Raw genomic sequence first — 18,008 nt, 5'->3', positions numbered from 1 at the left:
GAAAATTACAAGCGTCTGTAGAGAGAACAACAATATTTTTTATCTTCATGCTCATATCGATCAGAAGAACTAAAATTCCCATATTTTTACTGGTCGAAATGGCGTTTAGAAATTAATAAAACTTAGAATAGCGAGTTACTTCAACCAAATTGCTTGGAACTAAATTTGAATCAGAGCCAGACTTCCAATGGTTCCCAGTTAAAACTCAGCTAAACTCTCATATGTTTTCTGTGTATTGCAGAAACGATCTATCGCGCAAGATGAAAATTTTATTCGTACTTTTTACTCAGGCACCTCAAGTGAAACCCACTATGTACGCGGGGAATGATTGTTGCGATTGGTTTTCGAGATTGAATCTCCAAAACATACAGGCCATCCCCAACTACATCAGTATTAACCGTTCCAACTTAGTCACGATAAAAGATCTGAACTTCTCAACATGAGCATATCTCGTATCATCATACTAAGTAAGATGCAAGAAACCCATTGACTCAATCGCAATCTGCCGTGGCTTGGGAAGTTGCCAAATGGTATAATTTCGATTATGCATCCGGCAACTGTTCACGCTGCAACAAAAATACAAATTCATCGCCGGCACTGGTTTCCAGCCAAGTAAATGGCAATTCGGGAAAGGCCTGTTCCAATGCTGCTCGGTTATGTCCGATTTCAACCACCAGAATTCCCTCTTCAGTCAAATATCGAACGGCTTGTTGCAGAATAAGGCGAGTTGCATCCAGCCCGTCTTCACCACTTGCCAGCGCATTTTCCGGTTCATGCCGATACTCCTGCGGTAATTGTGCTATCGATTCAGCATTGACATATGGGGGATTACTGATAATCAGATCGTAGCGCTTTTTCTGTAACACAGAAAACAGATTGGATTCAATCAAATCAATTTTATCTTCCAGTCCGTAATCCTGTATATTTTTATGCGCCACAGCAAGCGCCTGAACCGAAATATCGACAGCATCAATCGTTGCATTAGGAAAGCTATGCGCCATCAAAATCGCCAGACAGCCGGAACCGGTGCAGAGGTCGAGTGCGGTGGATACAACTTCCGGAGCTTTAATCCATGGAGCTAGTTGTTTTCCAAGTAACTCGGCAATGAAAGAACGCGGGATGATCACGCGCTCATCGACATAAAAGCTGTAATCCCCGAGCCAGGCTTCATGCGTCAGATAAGCTGCGGGAATTCTTTCTTTGACACGTCTTTCGATTATTTCCAGTACGTGTTTGCATTCGTCTGTTGTGACACGCGCGTCCAGAAACAACTCCAGTTGATCCAGTGGCAAATATAAGCTTTTCAGAATAAGATACGCCGCTTCATCATACGCATTGGCCGATCCATGACCAAAATGCAAACCGGTCTTGTTGAATTGGCTGACTGCGAAACGTAATAGATCACGGATAGTATGCAACTGCGATTGAGCTTGGGTAAGCATGAGTATTAAATAATAGAGAAGCAAAAATGTTCATGTTGCAGCTGTAAAATTGGCTGGTACTATTGATACGGAACTGCAATGTAGCATAAAAACCGTGATGTGAAGGAATTACACATGTTAATTATTTTGAATGCATCACATTGAATACCGAAACGGATCATTATTTCATGCAGGTCGCTTTGGAACTGGCGCAACAAGCCCAGGAGTACGGCGAAGTTCCGGTGGGTGCTGTAGTGGTGCGGCATGGCGTCATAGTCGGACGCGGCTATAATCGCCCGATTTCTACCGCTGATCCCACTGCACATGCCGAAATCATTGCAATGCGCGATGCTGGTGGCCATATAGCTAATTACCGTTTACTCGGATGCACACTGTATGTCACATTGGAGCCGTGTGTAATGTGCATCGGTGCGATTTTTCACTCTCGTATCCAGCGCCTGGTCTACGCTGCAGCTGATCCCAAAACGGGTGCTTGTGGCAGTGTTATAGATTTACCTGCGGAAACACGATTAAATCATCACTTATTAGTCGATGCGGGCATCATGGCGCCTGATGCAGGTGCCTTGTTAAAGCAGTTTTTTGCGCAAAGACGTAATGCAACAGAACGGAGCAAACATGAAAGTTAATATTTATATCTCCTCCCAACAGTTGGATTTAACGGATGAGCATGAAAAAATTGTCCGACAATATCCGATTTCCTCAGCAAAGAACGGCACAGGACAGAAAAATGGCAGTTTCTGTACACCGCTCGGAAAACATATCATTCGCGCCAAGATTGGCATCGATCAACCTGTCAATACGGTTTTTATTAAGCGACGCCCTACCGGTGAAATCTATTCAACGGAACTGGCTGCACAATTTCCCCAACGTGATTGGATCCTGACACGTATTTTATGGCTGTCCGGCTGCGAACCGGGTTTTAATCGCTTTGGTTCGGTGGATACTATGCGTCGTTATATCTACATTCATGGCACACCGGATAGCGTGGAGATGGGTAAACCCGGATCCATTGGATGCATCCGCATGCGCAATAATGATTTGATGGATTTATTTGATCAAGTTAGCGCCGGAACGCCGGTTGAATTAATTGCATAGAAAATAAATTGACTTTACCTTTCTATTCATAACAATCCATTGCAATCGGGAGAAAAAATGGAATCTCTATTGATCCAAGAAAAGATTCAGATTTGCTTCACTGCTAAGAAAACTTAGTCTGATTTTTTCAAAAACAAACAGCCTAATTAAAAGCAGATAGCGCTACATGGTTTGCCGACGACGCAAGGACAATCCAATCAAACCAAGGCCTGTCAGTAGCATTGCATATGATTCTGGCCCTGGCACACGATTTACATTAGAGAATAACAAGTAGCCGCCACCGAAAGTACCGACCACAGAACGGGATACTTGCTGATAATAATCTCCGGTTGCCAGATAGTTAAATGAACCGCTTATCGCTGCGGCATCAATTACGACGGGAACTGATGAAATGTCATTAGTGAAATTGTCTTTATTATTAGACAATTCTATTTTTTGACTATAGATATTAAGAATGCTTGTCATATCATTAGATACTGCGGTTACCAATGCATTTGCGTTACTGCCAAGGCTAATCAAGTAATTAAGCTCGATGCCCTGAGCTAGCGCATTGGAAAAAAAGGCAAATTCGGCCGTGTCATGACCAAGCCAATCAAGTGGCGCTTGCTTAAGTGCAGCTTGTATAATTCCACTTTCTATCAGAATAGCTGCTACTAATAACTTCAGTAAAAAGCTCTTTCTCATTTGAATCTCAAATAGCGTAAATAAAAAATAAATGCCTTAAATATCCAACCGTCTTATGAACCTAATTTGATTCTAACTTGACACAGTTGCATTCTAGGTTTATTACTCCATTAAAACTATAGGAGATTATTCCTATTATTCTAGTACATGGATATAAGCTTTCATAGTACACTCATACTAAATTAAAAAACTATATTCATTTAATCATTAGCATAGTTGCATGGCTCTACGGTCAGATATTCTAATATTGATCATCTTATAGCTACAAGCCGCAACCGCAATCGCATTCGTATATGCATAAACGTAATAAGCAAATGAATAATTATTAGTTCCATATATAAGCTAATACAAGTACATTTGCACATCTGAAAATTAAATTTCTTAAATAATGAAGCGATTGTCAACTTTACCTGAGGATCACCCTATCCATACCAAAGTTGCACAGGATATTCTCCGAGCAGTAGCCAGCATTGATTATGGATCAGTCGAAATAGTTATTCACGACAATAAAGTTGTTCAAATAGAACTTCGTGAAAAAATCCGTATCCATCAAAAAGAGTATGAAAGCAATGTTGCGAAATCATAGACCCGTTCTTTCAAATCATATGGATGTTACAAGTCAACACAGCACAGATCCGGATTCTCGAATACTGAAATAATGAAATTAATGACTTAACCGTATCAAGGGAAAATTCATTCGGGGGAATAAAATGAAATTTATTTGGTTTTTTTTACACATCGTGGCACTGAGTACCTTTGTCCAACCTACCGAGGCGTCAAAAAATATGACCTCTACTGAAGAGAAAGGAGACATAATAAATGTAGCTCGAGTGCTTGAAATAGGCACCCTTTACTCTAAAATGATTGCAAAAGAAGCAGCCAATTACTCCAATTGGAGGAACCCGCATGAGCATTAAAACATGGCTAACCATGAGCTTCTTGACAGTAGGTTTATGCATTAGCAATACCGTACTGGCGGAAAAAATATTACTCAATGTCTCTTACGACTCGACTCGGGAGTTATATCAGGAATTTAATAAAGCATTTGCTCGGCACTGGCAGAAAAAAGCCAATGAAATGATTACAATCAAACAATCTCACGGCGGTTCCGGTAAGCAAGCACGTTCAGTAATTGAAGGATTGGAGGCCGATGTTGTAACACTGGCATTAGCCAATGATATCAGCGCAATCGCAGAAACAAGCCAGTTGCTGCCGGAAGACTGGCAAAAACGATTAGCTCATAACAGCACACCCTATACATCGACCATCATTTTTTTGGTCCGCAAAGGCAATCCCAAGGGAATAAAGGATTGGGCAGATCTGGCGCAGCCTGATGTGGCGGTCATTACTCCAAATCCGAAAACATCCGGTGGAGCACAATGGAACTATCTGGCAGCCTGGGAATATGGCAAGCGACACTACGGGGCAGATAAAGCAAAAGATTTCGTTAGCAATATCTATAGAAATGTTCCCGTGTTGGATTCCAGCGCACGTGGCGCTACCTCCACTTTTGTAGAACGTGAAACCGGAGATGTTTTGATCTCATGGGAAAACGAAGCTTTTCAGGTACTTGAAAAATATGGTACAGAAAAATTTGAAATTGTCGTTCCTTCGCTGAGTATTCTTGCTGAACCAGCCGTCACATTAATCGACAAAGTTGTCGATAAGAAAGGAACGCGAGAAGCCGCCGAATCCTATCTTCAATATCTCTATTCTGAAGAAGGGCAAGAAATCGCGGCCAAGCATTTCTTCAGGCCCACTAATGCCAAAGTAGCAAAGAAATACGCAGCGAAGTTTCCAAAATTAGAATTATTCGATATTGATGATGCTTTTGGCGACTGGAAGTCTACCCACAAAACTCACTTCTCCGATGGCGGCACATTTGATCAAATCTATTTAAAAGAGTAACAATTCTAATCAACAATAACGCTTTGAGTACAGCTCACCTATTAAAAATATCAATCGTATTTGCTATATCTGCATTCCAGAATTAAGCAAAGCAATGATTCTATCAGTGACAATTATTTAATGTGTGCTTCTATCTCAAGAAGAGAACGCTTACGCTCTACGCCCCAGCGGTAGCCTGCGAGTGCTCCGTCGCTACGCACCACTCGATGACACGGAATCGCGACCGCCAGTTTGTTTATCGCGCATGCCTGCGCCACGGCCCGCACTGCCCTCGGTGCGCCGATACACTTAGCGATATCAGTATAACTTGCGGTCTTTCCCACTGGAATCTCGCGCAAAGCTTGCCATACACGCTGTTGAAACGCGGTACCACGCACATCCAGCGGCAAATCGAGGCCTATACCCGGCGCCTCGACAAACCCAATCACCTTCGCGACAAGCTCTTCGAAACCAGCATCACACCCGATAAGATTGGCACGCGAAAAACTATCCTGCAAATCTTGCACCAACTTATCGGGATCGCCACCCAGGAAAATCGCACAAATACCTCGGCTGCTTTGAGCAACTAATATCGATCCAAGGGAGCATTCGCCGACAGCAAAGCGAATTTCGGTATCCGTGCCACCCGTGCTATAACTACTCGGCGTCATGCCTAGAATCTGATTTGATTTTTCGTAAAAACGACTATTAGAACTGTAGCCCGCAATGAAAAAGGCATCCGTTACTGCACTGCCGTGGGCAAGTTCATCACGTACCTTTTTCTCGCGCTGCGCTGCTGCATACTGCCTTGGTGTTAGGCCGACAACTTGCTTGAACATGCGATGAAAGTGGTAGATACTCATGCCAACCTGCATCGCTAGATTTTGCAGACCTGAAGCTGCTTCAGAGCTTTCGATAATGCGACATGCCTGCGTGATTTTGGCCGCATATTGCTCGACCCGAGGAGGCTTGTCCGGCTGGCAGCGTTTGCAGGCCATGAAGCCCGCGCCCTCAGCTTCTTCACGTGTGGTGTAAAACCTGATATTCTCAGGCTTAGCCGGACGGGCAGCACATGAAGGACGACAATACACCCCCGTTGTTGTGACTGCATAATAAAACTTGCCGTCAGCATTAATATCACCCGCGACGACGGCAACCCAGCGGGGATCATTGACCGTTTTGGCGGCGAGTTGTGTCTTTTTCGCTAATGCGTTCATGTTGTGCTCCTTTCAACAATCAGATGATTTCGGTAACGATTTGCAATTTACCGTCCCGATCAACCTGTCACACTCCCAGTATTGCTTTTGAATTTTGATTTTACTCATCGTCCTGTCGAGTTATCGAAAACATACCTAGCAGCAGGGCTGCTTTGCTGGCGCGAATATCAATACAAGAACATTGAATTATTTTTTTGATTAATAATCACTTAATTTATTGTTCCTTAGAACTCTACTGAATAGTGTAGTCACGAGATATTTCGCCCATTGAGAGACGCTCCTGTTCGACCATGTCTTCCTTTTGCAGCAACAAATTCATGACCGGCAAGGAATCGCCAACGATAAGCCGACTCGACCAGTCACGCTCGAGTTTGTAAAAATCGCTCGCTTCGCGCAATGTCTGGTTCTCAAACGGCGCATGTAATAATTACGGCTGGATCGCGGCACCGCTTTTTCCTTGACCTTCTTTCAACTTTCCTGCACCGCAGCCAGAATCGTGGCCGAGTCGATTCGTTCATGCACATGGAATGACTCGATATCAACGACAAAGCTTGTCCGCTCGGCTTTACCAGCCAGTTCAAATACGGCGATTGCATGCGCCTGAGTTGCTCCAATGCCACTTGCATCCAGTCTTTCTCACTCAAGCGAGCGCATCATTGATCAAGTTCTGGATGGTGGAACGATGGCTGTCGAAATTTAGCGATGATTCCCATAACAATCCCCCATGCTCATATATCCCGATAGCGACTGAGTCGAATCATTCTCCAGGGTATTTCAAGCCGATTTTTTCCCTTATCTGATCCATCGTTTCCATCAAAGCCAAGGATTCAGCAAGAGTAACTGTTTCGCTTTCCATTTTTCCCTCTCGGATACACTGACTGACTTCCGCGGCCTCATGCTGGTATCCCGCGCTTCCCCATGTGATTCGCGGCAGTTTTCTTGAACGCCAAAGAACGGCCAGACGGGCACGCCAAAACATAGGCACCCAAATCATTCCCTTTGTGCCCATAATAAATGCGTTTTGTGGGGTACGCGTTTGAATAGCGCTTGAAAGCAAAGCAAGTTGCCCTCGTGGATATTGCAGCATTATACCTGCTTGCTCGTCGACACCGGTCTCACCCATAAATGCCAGAGCTCGAATTTCAGAAGGTTGAGAGCCAAAAAGATTTGATGCCAGAGCGATCGAATAAATACCGACATCCAGAATTGAGCCGCCAGCAAGAGCAGGGTTAAATAATCTACTGTCAGGCTCCCACGGCGCCCTGAATCCGAGATCGGCTTTAAGCATCCGAACCTCCCCGATCAACCCGTCATTAACCCATGCCATCGCATGCCTATAGACAGGATTAAATCTCGACCACATAGCCTCCATAAGGAAAAGTCGTTTCTCACCTGCGCAAGCAATCATTTGTCGCGCTTCTGTCGTGTTGAGCGCCATCGGCTTTTCACATAGCACATTTTTTCCATTTTCCAGGCACAGAAGCGTATGGCTCTTGTGAAAATTATGGGTTGTGCCAACGTAGATAACGTCAATCTCCGAATCTTTGGCTAATAATTCATATGATCCATACGCACGGGAAATGCTATGCTTTGCAGCGAACGCTTCGGCTCTTTGAATTGATCGAGCAGCCACGGCGACAACTTCTATACCAGGAGTCTTCCTGAGATCAACTGCGAAGCGATCAGCCATTCTTCCCGCTCCTAATATACCCCACCGAACTAACGCGACCATAGAAAATACTTCCGTTATTAATTGCATAAGATGTTTTGGGCTTTTCCATCATTTTTATGGACGTCCAAGCATATTCGTACTCATCTTATCTCTAAGAATTATTCTATCCCATACCGCTCAGATAAAGTGTGATGTTATATTGCCGATATGATCGAAACTCTCAATTACGATAGTTTTTATTGGTGGGAATTGAATATAATCTCAGCATAAAAATAAATTCCGGTTCAAGCAAAAGCTTGTGACCTGATATAAAAATTACCAAGCCTCTGCGACTAGGATTGCGCTACTCTTCAATTCAACTCAATCCATTACTTCCAATTCAAAAAACAGAGGAATCGCTAACCGTGCTTTACCATACCAAAAAAGTAGAGATTAATTTGGGCTATGCATGCAATGCCAAATGCCCTTTTTGTTATTACTATGATTCCGTCATCACGAAATCCAATGAAAATACTCTGACCACCGAACAAGCCAAAACACAGCTCAAACAAGCCAAAATTCTTGGAATACAAGAAATAGAGTTTACCGGCGGAGAAGTGACCCTGCGCAAGGATTTACCCGAACTGATTAGTTATGCCAAAAAAGAGCTCGGTTTTTCCATTGTCTGCCTGATTACAAACGGCATCAGGCTGTCTAAACGGAATTACGTTGCCAGCCTCGTCGCTGCAGGCGTTGATGACATTTTGTTCAGCATCCATGGCCATGATGCAATTACTCATGATGATCTGACAAAAGTACCTCATAGTTTTGATCACATTCTGGAAGCTATTGACCATGCCAGAGAATTTCATTTAAGGGTCCGGACCAACACGGTTGTTTGTAAATCAAATTACATGCATCTGACTGAAATCATGCAACTGCTCATTAAAAAAAAGGTCGATAACATCAATTTTGTGATGTTCAATCCAGTATTACAGGCAAAGAATATTGATATTGTCAAAGACGTGTATGTCAATTACGCGGATGCAGGCAGGGAGATCATCAAGGCTATCAAATCGTGCGAAGATAAACTTCCACATTTCAACGTAAGATACATACCGTTCTGCTTTCTTCCAGGTTACGAGCAATATGTGACAAACATGGATCAAATGACATTTGATCCAGACGAGTGGGACAATTTTACTAGTTTCCTGATCAGGAAAGGAAGTTTAGTCACTTGGCTGTGCCTGCTACTCGGTATTCTAAAAATACCGTATATTACTTTTGTCGCCAAATACGGTTTCAGAGCTGTGTGTACGGCCGGACTCAGCCGATTCTATGTAATCAAAGATAGAATTAAGACTAAAAGTTGCAAAAAGTGCGCTTATGTAAATGTTTGTGACTACTTATACCGACATTATCACGATATCTATGGTGAAGCTGATGTAAAACCCATACTTGGGAAAAAAGTGTGTAATCCTGCGTGGGTTATGAACGCGGCAAAAATCCGCAAACCGGGTGAGTTGCCTAAAATGGCACACCGAACCGAAAATGAACCTCAGTGAATCACTATACCGTATCAGGAGACGAGCATCGCTTGCCGGGATGTGGATCAGGCAATGCACAGGCTACGGCTTTCGCTTCAGAAAGACAATCAATCCACAAAACTATACGTTTTGTCGCAGCGAACTACCTTGCCTTCCTCAATTTGCTTGGTTTTGCGAAGATCTTGAACTATCCGATCTTATCAAGTCAGATGACAAACAAGCTTGCGTTGTTCACAATCCTGCCAACCTTGCAATCGACACGCACGATCTGTGCTGGCATAAAGCGCCAGATACCGGACGCTACTGGCCCCTAAAATTCTTTACGCGAATCTCATTTGCACCGGGCAATCCAATTGGGGATATTCAGCTTGTTTGGGCGCGATCCCGGCTACAAGATTTAGTTACTTTAGGCCTGATTTATAACCAAATAAAGGATCACAGCAGTAAGTACCCAGTTATCCAGCACATGGAAAAATTGATGTTGTCATGGATCAATCAGAATCCATGGCTAATCGGCGTGAATTATATTTCCACTATGGAATGCAGCCTTAGGTTAATAAGTATTTGTCATGCATTCGATATGGTGAGAAATCACCCATTAAGTTCGCAAGTCTGGCAAGGATTGGTGTTTCTTGTGCATAGCCATGCCTACTTTATCCGGAGACGACTTTGTCTTTTTTCTTCTGCCGGGAATCATACGCTTGGAGAATGTGCTGGACTCGTTTACGCCGGCGTTCTCTTTCCAGAACTGCCAGATGCGGAAGAATGGCTGACTGCTGGTTTAAAATATATGGAGCGTGAAGCGCAGGTTCAAATTCTACAGGACGGAGGAAATCGCGAACAATCATTCCAGTATCTGGCGATGATTGTTGATCTTTGTGGGCTCGTGACTCGTCTGTTAAGACATCACGGCAAAGCCACCTCCTATGATATCGAACAGGCCTGGATTCGTGGCAGTAGTTATTTACAGAAGTTTTCTTCCTCGCCTAATAACTTGCCCGCAGTGGGTGACAGCGACGATGGATATGCATTGTCACCATACCTCCGACTATCATGGAAAGACAGTTCTCATGCAATCGAATTACCCATCGAACATCTTCAAATTTTTGCGGTATCCGGGCATTCGCAAATTTTGGGCACAGCAAACCATGGCAACATGCGATTCAGTCATGGAAAGCTTGGCATGGCAAGTACATTCGGCCATGGACATGCCGATGCCTTGTCTGTTTGTTGGAATCTTGACGACAAACCATTATTAGTCGACCCAGGCACATATCTATATGGGAGAGACATGTTTTTCAGGCGCTACTTTCGCGGTACATCAGCTCATAACACGATTGTGGTGGATAATACTGACCAGGCTTTGCAAAATAAGGAAACCGCATTTGGCTGGTTACGCGCATATTCAGCAAAACTAATATGGCACAGAAAAAATTATAATGGCAAAACAGTACTGCTAGCCAACCATAATGGCTACTCTGATATCGGAATTATGCACTGGCGAGCGCTGATCTATGATCCCCAGTTCGGGTGGATGATATGGGATCGACTTGATGGTACGGACGAACACACCCTGGCAATGCACTGGCATGTTGATGCGCATGTTGAAATGACAAGTGATGGAATCGTCATAGCATGCGAAGATGGACCGTGGTTTATTAGCGTGAAAGGCGGAAAACTTTCCTTATATCGAGGTAACGAGCATTTGCCATTGGGTTGGATTTCCAGAAAATATGGCATAAAGGAACCTATTAATACTCTAAGGGTAGAAATCCGCACTCGCCTGCCACATGAGTTCCTGACAATCATTAATCCAATGCATGGAAATCAAAGTGATTTTCCCATCGATGACACATTAATCAATATGCTACGAGATAAATGTGCATAATCTTAATTTCAGGTCAGAAAACTAACAGTTAGGTACTAGTATTGCTCAGCACACTGCTCACCAAATATTATTGGTTGATGCAATGATGCCTTATGTAAATATTAAAGAAATCTACTCAAGCAATTAATAATCATTCCAATCTATAAAATATTTCCGCAATGCTTGAACAATACGATTACCAACTCCATACTCCCCATAGACGGGCGGGAATTGCTGGTTGCCAAATCTTCTTTGCAAACATATCTTGTCCCGAATTACGGCTGGGGAAAAGCCGGTTAATACATTGGCGCCAGCTTGAATAGTTTCGGGTCGCTCGGTGTTATTTCGAACAGTCACACATGGAACACCAAAAATATAGGCTTCTTCCTGAATGCAGCCACTGTCCGTAATGATGAGTGCCGCAAATTTTTCGTAAGAAAGCGATAAAAATGGATCGACCGGATCAATAACTATTATCTGCGACAAAAGATCAAAGCTGAGTCCATAACTTTTCATTGCGTCCCGTGTCCGTGGATGCATGGGAAAAATCATGGCATCAAATTCATCTCTCAAGCCGTTGAGCGTTGTAAAAACGTCAACCATTCTTATGCGGCTGTCGGTAAATTCCTTACGATGCAGAGTAATGTATGCGTAGGTATCGGAACGTGGTTTAATCAATTCGGCAGAAAAATCATGAATTAAATCTACAGTGGTGTTGCCGACATTGAAAATTCGACCGCGCAAATCCGGAACCTTCTTTAAGTATTCAGTATGACGCTCAGTATACGTAAACAAATAATGGGCTGCACTATCGACCATGATACGGTTACGCTCTTCATACATATGATTGTCATAAGAACGCAATCCAGCCTCGACATGAGCTAACCCAACATCCGAATAAACAGCAGCTACGGCACCCACAATTGAGGCTGCAGTATCACCATTCACCAGGACCAGGTCAATTTGCTGCGAGCGAATGATTTCGCATACCCAATCAATCGCTGCGCCAATCCTATAAGATCTAGGGTAAATAAAATCTGGCACATAACCCATTTTGGCAAACACCACTTCTCGAAGCAGGGGATCCTGATGCTGGTTAGTATGCAGAACGACAAAATCCACATTCGCTTCGCGCAAAGCTTTCACAATGGAATAATTTTTCATGACCTCGGGACGAGTGCCAATTACAATCCCGATCTTCACCGCTCTAAAATAGCCTTGGCAAATAATTCAGCGACAACTCGATTCCCTTGTTCATTGAAGTGAACGGAATCTACATAACAGTCACGACTTAATCCATCAATCGACACATAATGAGTTTTTCTATTTTCGGTTGAAATTTTCCTGATCGCGGCATTATATTGATTGCGCTGATCTACTGCTTCTTTACGGAAGAAAATATGGCCATCTGGAAAAATCGGTGGAATTTCACTACAAAAAACAGCCTTATATTTCTTGATTAAGAATGTCCGAACAATTTGCCGGTAATATTCTTCAAAAAGATCAAGCGGAGTTTCATTCCCCACGTCGTTTGTACCTATGAGTACGCATACCTGATAAGTATCGCTGATGACTTCGATATCATTACTGAGCAAAAACCATAAATCTCGGGCTGTATACCCATTAACACTTCGATTAATCGTACGCCATTGATACGGCGTTCGTTGTGTAAGCATTTGAGCAAGGTACAGCGGGTAACAGCCATAAGTCCGAGCACCAAAAGTTTGACTATCTCCGATGCAAAGCAGATTCTGATAATGCATATCACCTTTCCTCTAATAATCCTGCGCTTAATAATAATGTCGCGAACTTAATTCTTGATGTACTTCTGTAAAAATAATAAGGAAGTGATAGCGCGAATTTAGCATCCATCCTGCTCTGGAAAGAAAAAGTTTCCTACCTTCAAAGAGCATAAATATAATCTGTTCTCAACGATTTTCTTTTTGCTTCGCAGGATTTTGACAAGCAAGATAAATTATATTCAATAAACAAGAGACGATGCATCTTTTACCGAATCCGATCATATCCGATTTTATCTCACCTATCAGTTCTTCGGTACCAAAGGTTTTAAAATGCCTATGCACCGCAGTACTATTTTTCTGCACTCATTCGATTGTAACAAAATCCGAAATACGCAACTGTTTGATCACATTTATCTATCAGACCGCTTCATGCTGCCAGTACTCTGCGTCCCAGACTTGCGCCAGCCTCAGACTGCAGTGGCAATCCATCAGACGATCGGCTCGACGGGTTACAATGAGTGCCGGTTGCTTCGGTTTTGTAGAGATGGAAAATTTAAGGTGGCAAGCAACTTGTTGCTGACACTTGCCCTGGATACTGGTCATTGCTTCTACCATAATTTCAGCAACTTATTGTCATGCAGATGAGGGTTTGAAGTCAACCTCAGAATATCTGTTTCCTTTATACCGAAGGTGATTCTTGAACTTGTTTCATGATAGCGCATACCATTGACCGGAATATCGGGTGTGCTCGGGATAGCCTCTTAGAAATGTTGTTCCACATCGATGGCAAATTTTCCCCAATGTCTGGCCTTCCGCAATAGCGTGCGGTACCGACATAAGTTGGTTAAGGCGATGGAGATTATTTTCGCAATCGTGATATCGAAGCTAAAAAAACGATTGAGCTTAATACCAGCTCAAAACCCATTCGAGCATTGACTTCGCCGTTTCTAAATACCGACTGCTAACTGATGTGGCAACTTTACTGAAAACAGAGTACATTTGTTTTTTCAAAGTTTCATAAATTCAACTTGTAGCAATAATTAATAATTAGCAGTTTCGTTTTTTATTACTCCAGCTCCTCATGCCAAGAATGCAAACAAAGAAAATATTTGTCCTGGATACTTCGGTCATCTTATATAACCACAGCGCAATTTACAGCTTTGAAGACAATGATGTAGCCATTCCGATTACCGTACTGGAAGAACTTGATCATTTTAAGAAAGGCAATGACATCAAGAACTTTGAGGCAAGAGAATTCATACGAATCATGGACAGATTGTCGTCAAATCATTCGCTGCAAAACTGGATACCCATTGATCAGACAAATCATGGTCATTTCAGGGTATGCATGCAAGAAAAGATCATCGGACTGGATGCCACAGAAGTATTTGGAGAGGACACAGCGGATCATCGCATTCTAAATGCAGTAATTTCACTGAGTCATACATATCCGGGAAGAAAAATAATCTTGGTATCCAAGGATATCAATTTACGCCTCAAGGCAAAATCCCTGAACATTCCAGCAGAAGATTTTGAAACCGGAAAGATCAAGGATCTTGATTCTTTATATACCGGAAAAACTGTGATCGAGGGATTGACAAAAGAGATTATTGACAGCATTTATACCCAGAATTTTTGTATGCCTGCAGAAATAGGGATACAGAATCCCATACCCAATCATTATTTTATCCTTAAAAATAGTCGAGCTTCTGTATTGGTATTTTATAATCCGGTATCACAAAGAATTGAACGTATTGAAAAAGAATCCGCCTTTGGAATTAAACCCAGAAATGCCGAGCAAGTATTTGCTTTGCATGCAATTACAAATCCGAATATCCAACTCGTTACCTTACAGGGTGTTGCTGGAACAGGAAAAACATTACTCGCACTCGCCGGCGCACTCGACCAGAAAAGACATTTCAAACAGATTTACTTGGCGCGCCCGATTGTGCCTTTAAGCAATAAAGATATTGGTTTTTTGCCAGGCGACATCATTTCAAAACTAAATCCTTATATGGAGCCGCTGTGGGACAATCTTAAATTCATAAAAAGTCTTTTTACTGAAAAAGACAGGGAATATAAACAGATTACAGATGCCGTTGATCAAGAAAAACTAAAAATCACTCCACTCGCTTATATCCGCGGACGCAGTATTTCAAATGTTTTTTTTATTGTGGATGAAGCACAGAATCTCACGCCACACGAAGTCAAAACAATCATCACGCGTGCAGGTGAAAACACCAAGATCGTCTTTACCGGCGATATTTACCAAATCGATACTCCTTATCTAGATTCCCAGAGTAATGGATTATCCTATTTAATCGATAAAATCAGACATCATGAAATTTATGCGCATGTACGACTGGAAAAAGGCGAGCGATCTGACCTTGCGAATTTGGCTAATCAGTTGCTGTAAGAATGAACGCTTTTATTTCCATAACGGCAAACGTAAGTCAATTGATCATGTAGAGGAAATAAAATCGATGAATTAAGAATAAATTTGTTTTGAAGCCTTGCGATCCACACACTGCCAGTATTGAATGATGACTCGGCATCTTTTCATAACCGTTTCACTGTTCTTTCGTGCCTAGGCAATTGTGCGATTATTTACTGCAACGAGAAGTCTATATTAGACGCCGGAGTAAGTATCCTGGGTTTGTCCTGTGGCGTCTCATTAAATGATGGCAGAATTGTCTCCAGAAACGGTATTAAGTTTCTTGATTCTTTAGTCTGCGTGAATCCACGGTTACTTATAATTTTCTTCAACTTAAACGAAGCAGAATCAGAATTAAACTCCAAGATGAGCGTGTTTGTTATGGCAAATATTTTGCTCGTAGCAAAAGGCAAAAAGGGATTACTTCTTGTTGCGCTCAGGTCTGTATACATTGAACTGATGACAATCACCAATTCCTGTCCATTGAAATAGGCTGTGGCATCGATGGATTCCAGCGGACGCGGAAATCCGTCTACATCAGGAATTCCCGAGTATCCAATTGCCGTTGCACCATCAATACACACATTCTGATTGTTATTAACAAAACGGGGGATGCCGCCTGTTAGGCTTAAACGATATATTCCTTCTCCGACAATTTCTATGACCTCAAATTTACTTTGTACTCGAGTAATGCCAGGGGTGGGATCATTGGCATCAACTGCATTCAGACAGTTAAATCCATCGTACACAATACTTGTCGCCAGAGTATAACTATGCAAAAGTAAGGAAAATAATGTTAAGGCCAACCCTTGCATTATTTTCATCGTGAGACCTCATGTAAGAATTAAGTATACACAGTCCAATGTACGATCCAGGACAAAGAGTTTGTTTATAAGATGTTATTTTTCAACAAAACTGGCAGACACGTCAATTCCCAAATTCCCATCAAAACAGAAATCTATTCATGATGATACGTTTATCATTTTATACAACTTAGCAAAAGTATCACCTACATATCCAATTTGTTCCGCTGTATGCGCAGCATTCACGCTGCAACGCACGAGCGATTTACCTTCGGGTGCTGCTGGCGGCAAAATCAGATTTACATAAATATTATGCTCGAGTAACTGTTGCCAGAGTAACAGCGCTTGTTGTGGCGTTTCAACAACAGCAGCAATGACTGGACCAGGATCCGGACCTAGCTGATAGCCAATTTCTTTAAGCTGTGAATAGAGTTGCTGACAATTGCTCCATAATTTGTCGCGCAAATGAGTTCCTTTTCTAAGCAATTCCAAGGCGGCCCGAGTTGAGGCAATTGTTGCCGGTGATGGAGATGCAGTAAAAATATAGGGATGGCTGACATACCGTAATTGTTCGAGCTGCGGGTGATTACTTACACAAAACCCGCCAATACTGCATAAGCTTTTACTAAAAGTTCCAGTAATAAAATCAACCTCATCTAACAAGCCCGTTGCTTCAACAAGACCTTGACCTGTTTTACCTAGAACGCCAAGCGAGTGAGCCTCATCAAGCAGTAATATGCCACCATACTTATTTTTCAATTGTACGATATCGGACAAGGGCGCCTGATCTCCAAGCATACTATAGATGCCTTCAGCAATAATTAGCGTAGTTTCAGCACTATCACCCAGACGGCGCAACCGTTTCTCCATGTCGACCATGTCATTATGTTTGAAACGAATAATATCCGCGCCACTGAGAATACAACCATCGAAAATACTTGCGTGAGAATCACCATCAATTAGAACCGTATCACCCGGACCCACTAGACCAGAGATGGTACCTAAGTTCGCTTGATAGCCCGTTGTAAAAACAATACCCGAGCTACATTGATAAAAATCGGCAAATTCTCTCTCTAATGCCCGGTGGCCAAAATAACTGCCATTCGCCATCCGTGAACCTGTGGTACCTGTTCCTTCTTTATCAATCGCCTCGTGCGCCGCACGAATGCATTCAGGATCAAAAGTTAATCCCAGGTAATTATTTGTGCCCATCAGAAGTACGCGGCGATCTCCAATTCTGGCCTCAGTAGCAGAAAAAACCTCTTCGATTGGAATACCGAAAGCACCAATTCCATTAGGTAAAAGTGCTTTTCTTGCTGCTGCAGCAGCATCTAACTTCTCAAGTAAATTCATTATGATGATGTCGTTTTAATTTTATGCACCAAGTCAACTAATTCACCAACTGTTTGAACATCTGTCAATGCATTTATAGGAATTGAAATATCAAAAGTATCTTCAATTTCCATAATCAGATTGAGTAATTTAATGGAATCAATCGATAATTGGTTGATCAGGTTTGTTTCTGGGGTGATTAAGACATCGGTACTGGCCAAATCTCTAAGGCGGTCACAGAGCAACTGCATGATCTCATCATAATTACTTTCAGTCATAGGTTATTTCAGCTTAGTTAATTTTGAAG

The 18,008-nt window shown here is 42.5% G+C and carries 18 protein-coding genes; 7 read left to right on the top strand and 11 right to left on the bottom strand.

Translation table 11 applies throughout. From position 1 onward, the window contains the following. Window positions 1–542: 542 nt before the first annotated feature. The gene (gene prmB, locus C7H79_RS04000) at window positions 543–1,442 is read right to left on the bottom strand and encodes a 50S ribosomal protein L3 N(5)-glutamine methyltransferase (protein ID WP_106706005.1); all 900 of its coding nucleotides are present in this window, start codon (window positions 1,440–1,442) and stop codon (window positions 543–545) included. A gap of 134 nt (window positions 1,443–1,576) precedes the next feature. Between prmB and tadA the strand changes: the two genes are divergently transcribed. Next, complete coding sequence (gene tadA / locus C7H79_RS03995) at window positions 1,577–2,068, top strand: tRNA adenosine(34) deaminase TadA (RefSeq protein ID WP_106706004.1); 492 nt, start codon at window positions 1,577–1,579, stop codon at window positions 2,066–2,068. Then, window positions 2,058–2,537 (top strand): L,D-transpeptidase, encoded by a 480-nt coding sequence (locus C7H79_RS03990; RefSeq protein WP_106706003.1) that lies wholly within the window; start codon window positions 2,058–2,060, stop codon window positions 2,535–2,537. The genes tadA and C7H79_RS03990 overlap by 11 nt, the downstream gene beginning before the upstream one ends. Before the next feature lie 162 nt (window positions 2,538–2,699). Here the strand turns inward: C7H79_RS03990 and C7H79_RS03985 are convergent, their stop codons facing one another. Further along, window positions 2,700–3,221, bottom strand: a complete 522-nt coding sequence (locus tag C7H79_RS03985; protein ID WP_106706002.1) for an FxDxF family PEP-CTERM protein — start codon at window positions 3,219–3,221, stop codon at window positions 2,700–2,702. A 388-nt stretch (window positions 3,222–3,609) separates the two neighbouring features. On the opposite strand from C7H79_RS03985, the gene C7H79_RS03980 reads away from it, so the two are divergent. Beyond that, complete coding sequence (locus C7H79_RS03980) at window positions 3,610–3,807, top strand: YezD family protein (protein WP_106706001.1); 198 nt, start codon at window positions 3,610–3,612, stop codon at window positions 3,805–3,807. A gap of 320 nt (window positions 3,808–4,127) precedes the next feature. Continuing rightward, the gene (locus C7H79_RS03970; RefSeq protein ID WP_106705999.1) at window positions 4,128–5,129 is read left to right on the top strand and encodes a sulfate ABC transporter substrate-binding protein; all 1,002 of its coding nucleotides are present in this window, start codon (window positions 4,128–4,130) and stop codon (window positions 5,127–5,129) included. 113 nt (window positions 5,130–5,242) lie between these two features. On the opposite strand, the gene ada is transcribed toward C7H79_RS03970, so the two are convergent. The 3 genes from ada to C7H79_RS03955 form a co-directional block, all read right to left on the bottom strand. Then, the gene (gene ada / locus C7H79_RS03965) at window positions 5,243–6,325 is read right to left on the bottom strand and encodes a bifunctional DNA-binding transcriptional regulator/O6-methylguanine-DNA methyltransferase Ada (protein WP_106705998.1); all 1,083 of its coding nucleotides are present in this window, start codon (window positions 6,323–6,325) and stop codon (window positions 5,243–5,245) included. Window positions 6,326–6,557: 232 nt separating this feature from the next. After that, on the bottom strand, window positions 6,558–6,722 hold the full coding sequence (locus tag C7H79_RS18390) for a hypothetical protein (RefSeq protein ID WP_197714591.1): 165 nt from the start codon (window positions 6,720–6,722) through the stop codon (window positions 6,558–6,560). Between the two features lie 360 nt (window positions 6,723–7,082). Continuing rightward, complete coding sequence (locus C7H79_RS03955) at window positions 7,083–8,057, bottom strand: Gfo/Idh/MocA family protein (protein ID WP_106706061.1); 975 nt, start codon at window positions 8,055–8,057, stop codon at window positions 7,083–7,085. A 344-nt stretch (window positions 8,058–8,401) separates the two neighbouring features. Here C7H79_RS03955 and C7H79_RS03950 point away from each other — a divergent pair, with 344 nt between their 5' ends. Further along, window positions 8,402–9,541, top strand: a complete 1,140-nt coding sequence (locus C7H79_RS03950) for a radical SAM protein (protein ID WP_172592348.1) — start codon at window positions 8,402–8,404, stop codon at window positions 9,539–9,541. Continuing rightward, window positions 9,528–11,411 (top strand): heparinase II/III family protein, encoded by a 1,884-nt coding sequence (locus tag C7H79_RS03945; protein WP_106705996.1) that lies wholly within the window; start codon window positions 9,528–9,530, stop codon window positions 11,409–11,411. The genes C7H79_RS03950 and C7H79_RS03945 overlap by 14 nt, the downstream gene beginning before the upstream one ends. 123 nt (window positions 11,412–11,534) lie before the next feature. Here the strand turns inward: C7H79_RS03945 and wecB are convergent, their stop codons facing one another. The 3 genes from wecB to C7H79_RS17635 form a co-directional block, all read right to left on the bottom strand. After that, window positions 11,535–12,593, bottom strand: a complete 1,059-nt coding sequence (gene wecB, locus C7H79_RS03940; protein ID WP_106705995.1) for a non-hydrolyzing UDP-N-acetylglucosamine 2-epimerase — start codon at window positions 12,591–12,593, stop codon at window positions 11,535–11,537. After that, window positions 12,590–13,153 carry an SGNH/GDSL hydrolase family protein gene (locus tag C7H79_RS03935; RefSeq protein WP_106705994.1) on the bottom strand — a complete coding sequence of 188 codons (564 nt, stop codon included), beginning with the start codon at window positions 13,151–13,153 and terminating at the stop codon, window positions 12,590–12,592. The genes wecB and C7H79_RS03935 overlap by 4 nt, the downstream gene beginning before the upstream one ends. 396 nt (window positions 13,154–13,549) lie before the next feature. Beyond that, complete coding sequence (locus C7H79_RS17635; protein ID WP_172592347.1) at window positions 13,550–13,747, bottom strand: hypothetical protein; 198 nt, start codon at window positions 13,745–13,747, stop codon at window positions 13,550–13,552. 466 nt (window positions 13,748–14,213) lie between these two features. Here C7H79_RS17635 and C7H79_RS03925 point away from each other — a divergent pair, with 466 nt between their 5' ends. Beyond that, window positions 14,214–15,548, top strand: coding sequence for a PhoH family protein (locus tag C7H79_RS03925; protein WP_106705993.1), 1,335 nt, complete (start codon window positions 14,214–14,216; stop codon window positions 15,546–15,548). A gap of 191 nt (window positions 15,549–15,739) precedes the next feature. Here C7H79_RS03925 and C7H79_RS03920 read toward each other — a convergent pair whose 3' ends face one another. From C7H79_RS03920 to C7H79_RS03910, 3 genes are all read right to left on the bottom strand, one after another. Beyond that, window positions 15,740–16,390, bottom strand: a complete 651-nt coding sequence (locus C7H79_RS03920; protein WP_106705992.1) for a hypothetical protein — start codon at window positions 16,388–16,390, stop codon at window positions 15,740–15,742. Window positions 16,391–16,528: 138 nt separating this feature from the next. After that, complete coding sequence (gene spt / locus C7H79_RS03915) at window positions 16,529–17,722, bottom strand: serine palmitoyltransferase (protein ID WP_106705991.1); 1,194 nt, start codon at window positions 17,720–17,722, stop codon at window positions 16,529–16,531. Continuing rightward, complete coding sequence (locus C7H79_RS03910; RefSeq protein WP_106705990.1) at window positions 17,722–17,979, bottom strand: acyl carrier protein; 258 nt, start codon at window positions 17,977–17,979, stop codon at window positions 17,722–17,724. The genes spt and C7H79_RS03910 overlap by 1 nt, the downstream gene beginning before the upstream one ends. Window positions 17,980–18,008 lie beyond the last annotated feature (29 nt).

The organism is Nitrosomonas supralitoralis, assembly GCF_003011925.2.
GTDB lineage: Bacteria > Pseudomonadota > Gammaproteobacteria > Burkholderiales > Nitrosomonadaceae > Nitrosomonas > Nitrosomonas supralitoralis.
The sequence above is the reverse complement of the archived record's forward strand: the minus strand, read 5'-3'. Positions and strand labels throughout refer to the sequence as shown.

Bases quoted from the DNA above. Each gene is read 5' to 3' on its own strand.
- prmB (WP_106706005.1), bottom strand. From the start codon at position 1,442: ATGCTTACCCAAGCTCAATCGCAGTTGCATACTATCCGTGATCTATTA.
- C7H79_RS03990 (WP_106706003.1), top strand. From the start codon at position 2,058: ATGAAAGTTAATATTTATATCTCCTCCCAACAGTTGGATTTAACGGAT.
- C7H79_RS03985 (WP_106706002.1), bottom strand. From the start codon at position 3,221: ATGAGAAAGAGCTTTTTACTGAAGTTATTAGTAGCAGCTATTCTGATA.
- C7H79_RS03980 (WP_106706001.1), top strand. From the start codon at position 3,610: ATGAAGCGATTGTCAACTTTACCTGAGGATCACCCTATCCATACCAAA.
- C7H79_RS03970 (WP_106705999.1), top strand. From the start codon at position 4,128: ATGAGCATTAAAACATGGCTAACCATGAGCTTCTTGACAGTAGGTTTA.
- ada (WP_106705998.1), bottom strand. From the start codon at position 6,325: ATGAACGCATTAGCGAAAAAGACACAACTCGCCGCCAAAACGGTCAAT.
- C7H79_RS03955 (WP_106706061.1), bottom strand. From the start codon at position 8,057: ATGGTCGCGTTAGTTCGGTGGGGTATATTAGGAGCGGGAAGAATGGCT.
- C7H79_RS03945 (WP_106705996.1), top strand. From the start codon at position 9,528: ATGAACCTCAGTGAATCACTATACCGTATCAGGAGACGAGCATCGCTT.
- C7H79_RS03935 (WP_106705994.1), bottom strand. From the start codon at position 13,153: ATGCATTATCAGAATCTGCTTTGCATCGGAGATAGTCAAACTTTTGGT.
- C7H79_RS17635 (WP_172592347.1), bottom strand. From the start codon at position 13,747: ATGGTAGAAGCAATGACCAGTATCCAGGGCAAGTGTCAGCAACAAGTT.
- C7H79_RS03925 (WP_106705993.1), top strand. From the start codon at position 14,214: ATGCCAAGAATGCAAACAAAGAAAATATTTGTCCTGGATACTTCGGTC.
- C7H79_RS03920 (WP_106705992.1), bottom strand. From the start codon at position 16,390: ATGAAAATAATGCAAGGGTTGGCCTTAACATTATTTTCCTTACTTTTG.
- spt (WP_106705991.1), bottom strand. From the start codon at position 17,722: ATGAATTTACTTGAGAAGTTAGATGCTGCTGCAGCAGCAAGAAAAGCA.
- C7H79_RS03910 (WP_106705990.1), bottom strand. From the start codon at position 17,979: ATGACTGAAAGTAATTATGATGAGATCATGCAGTTGCTCTGTGACCGC.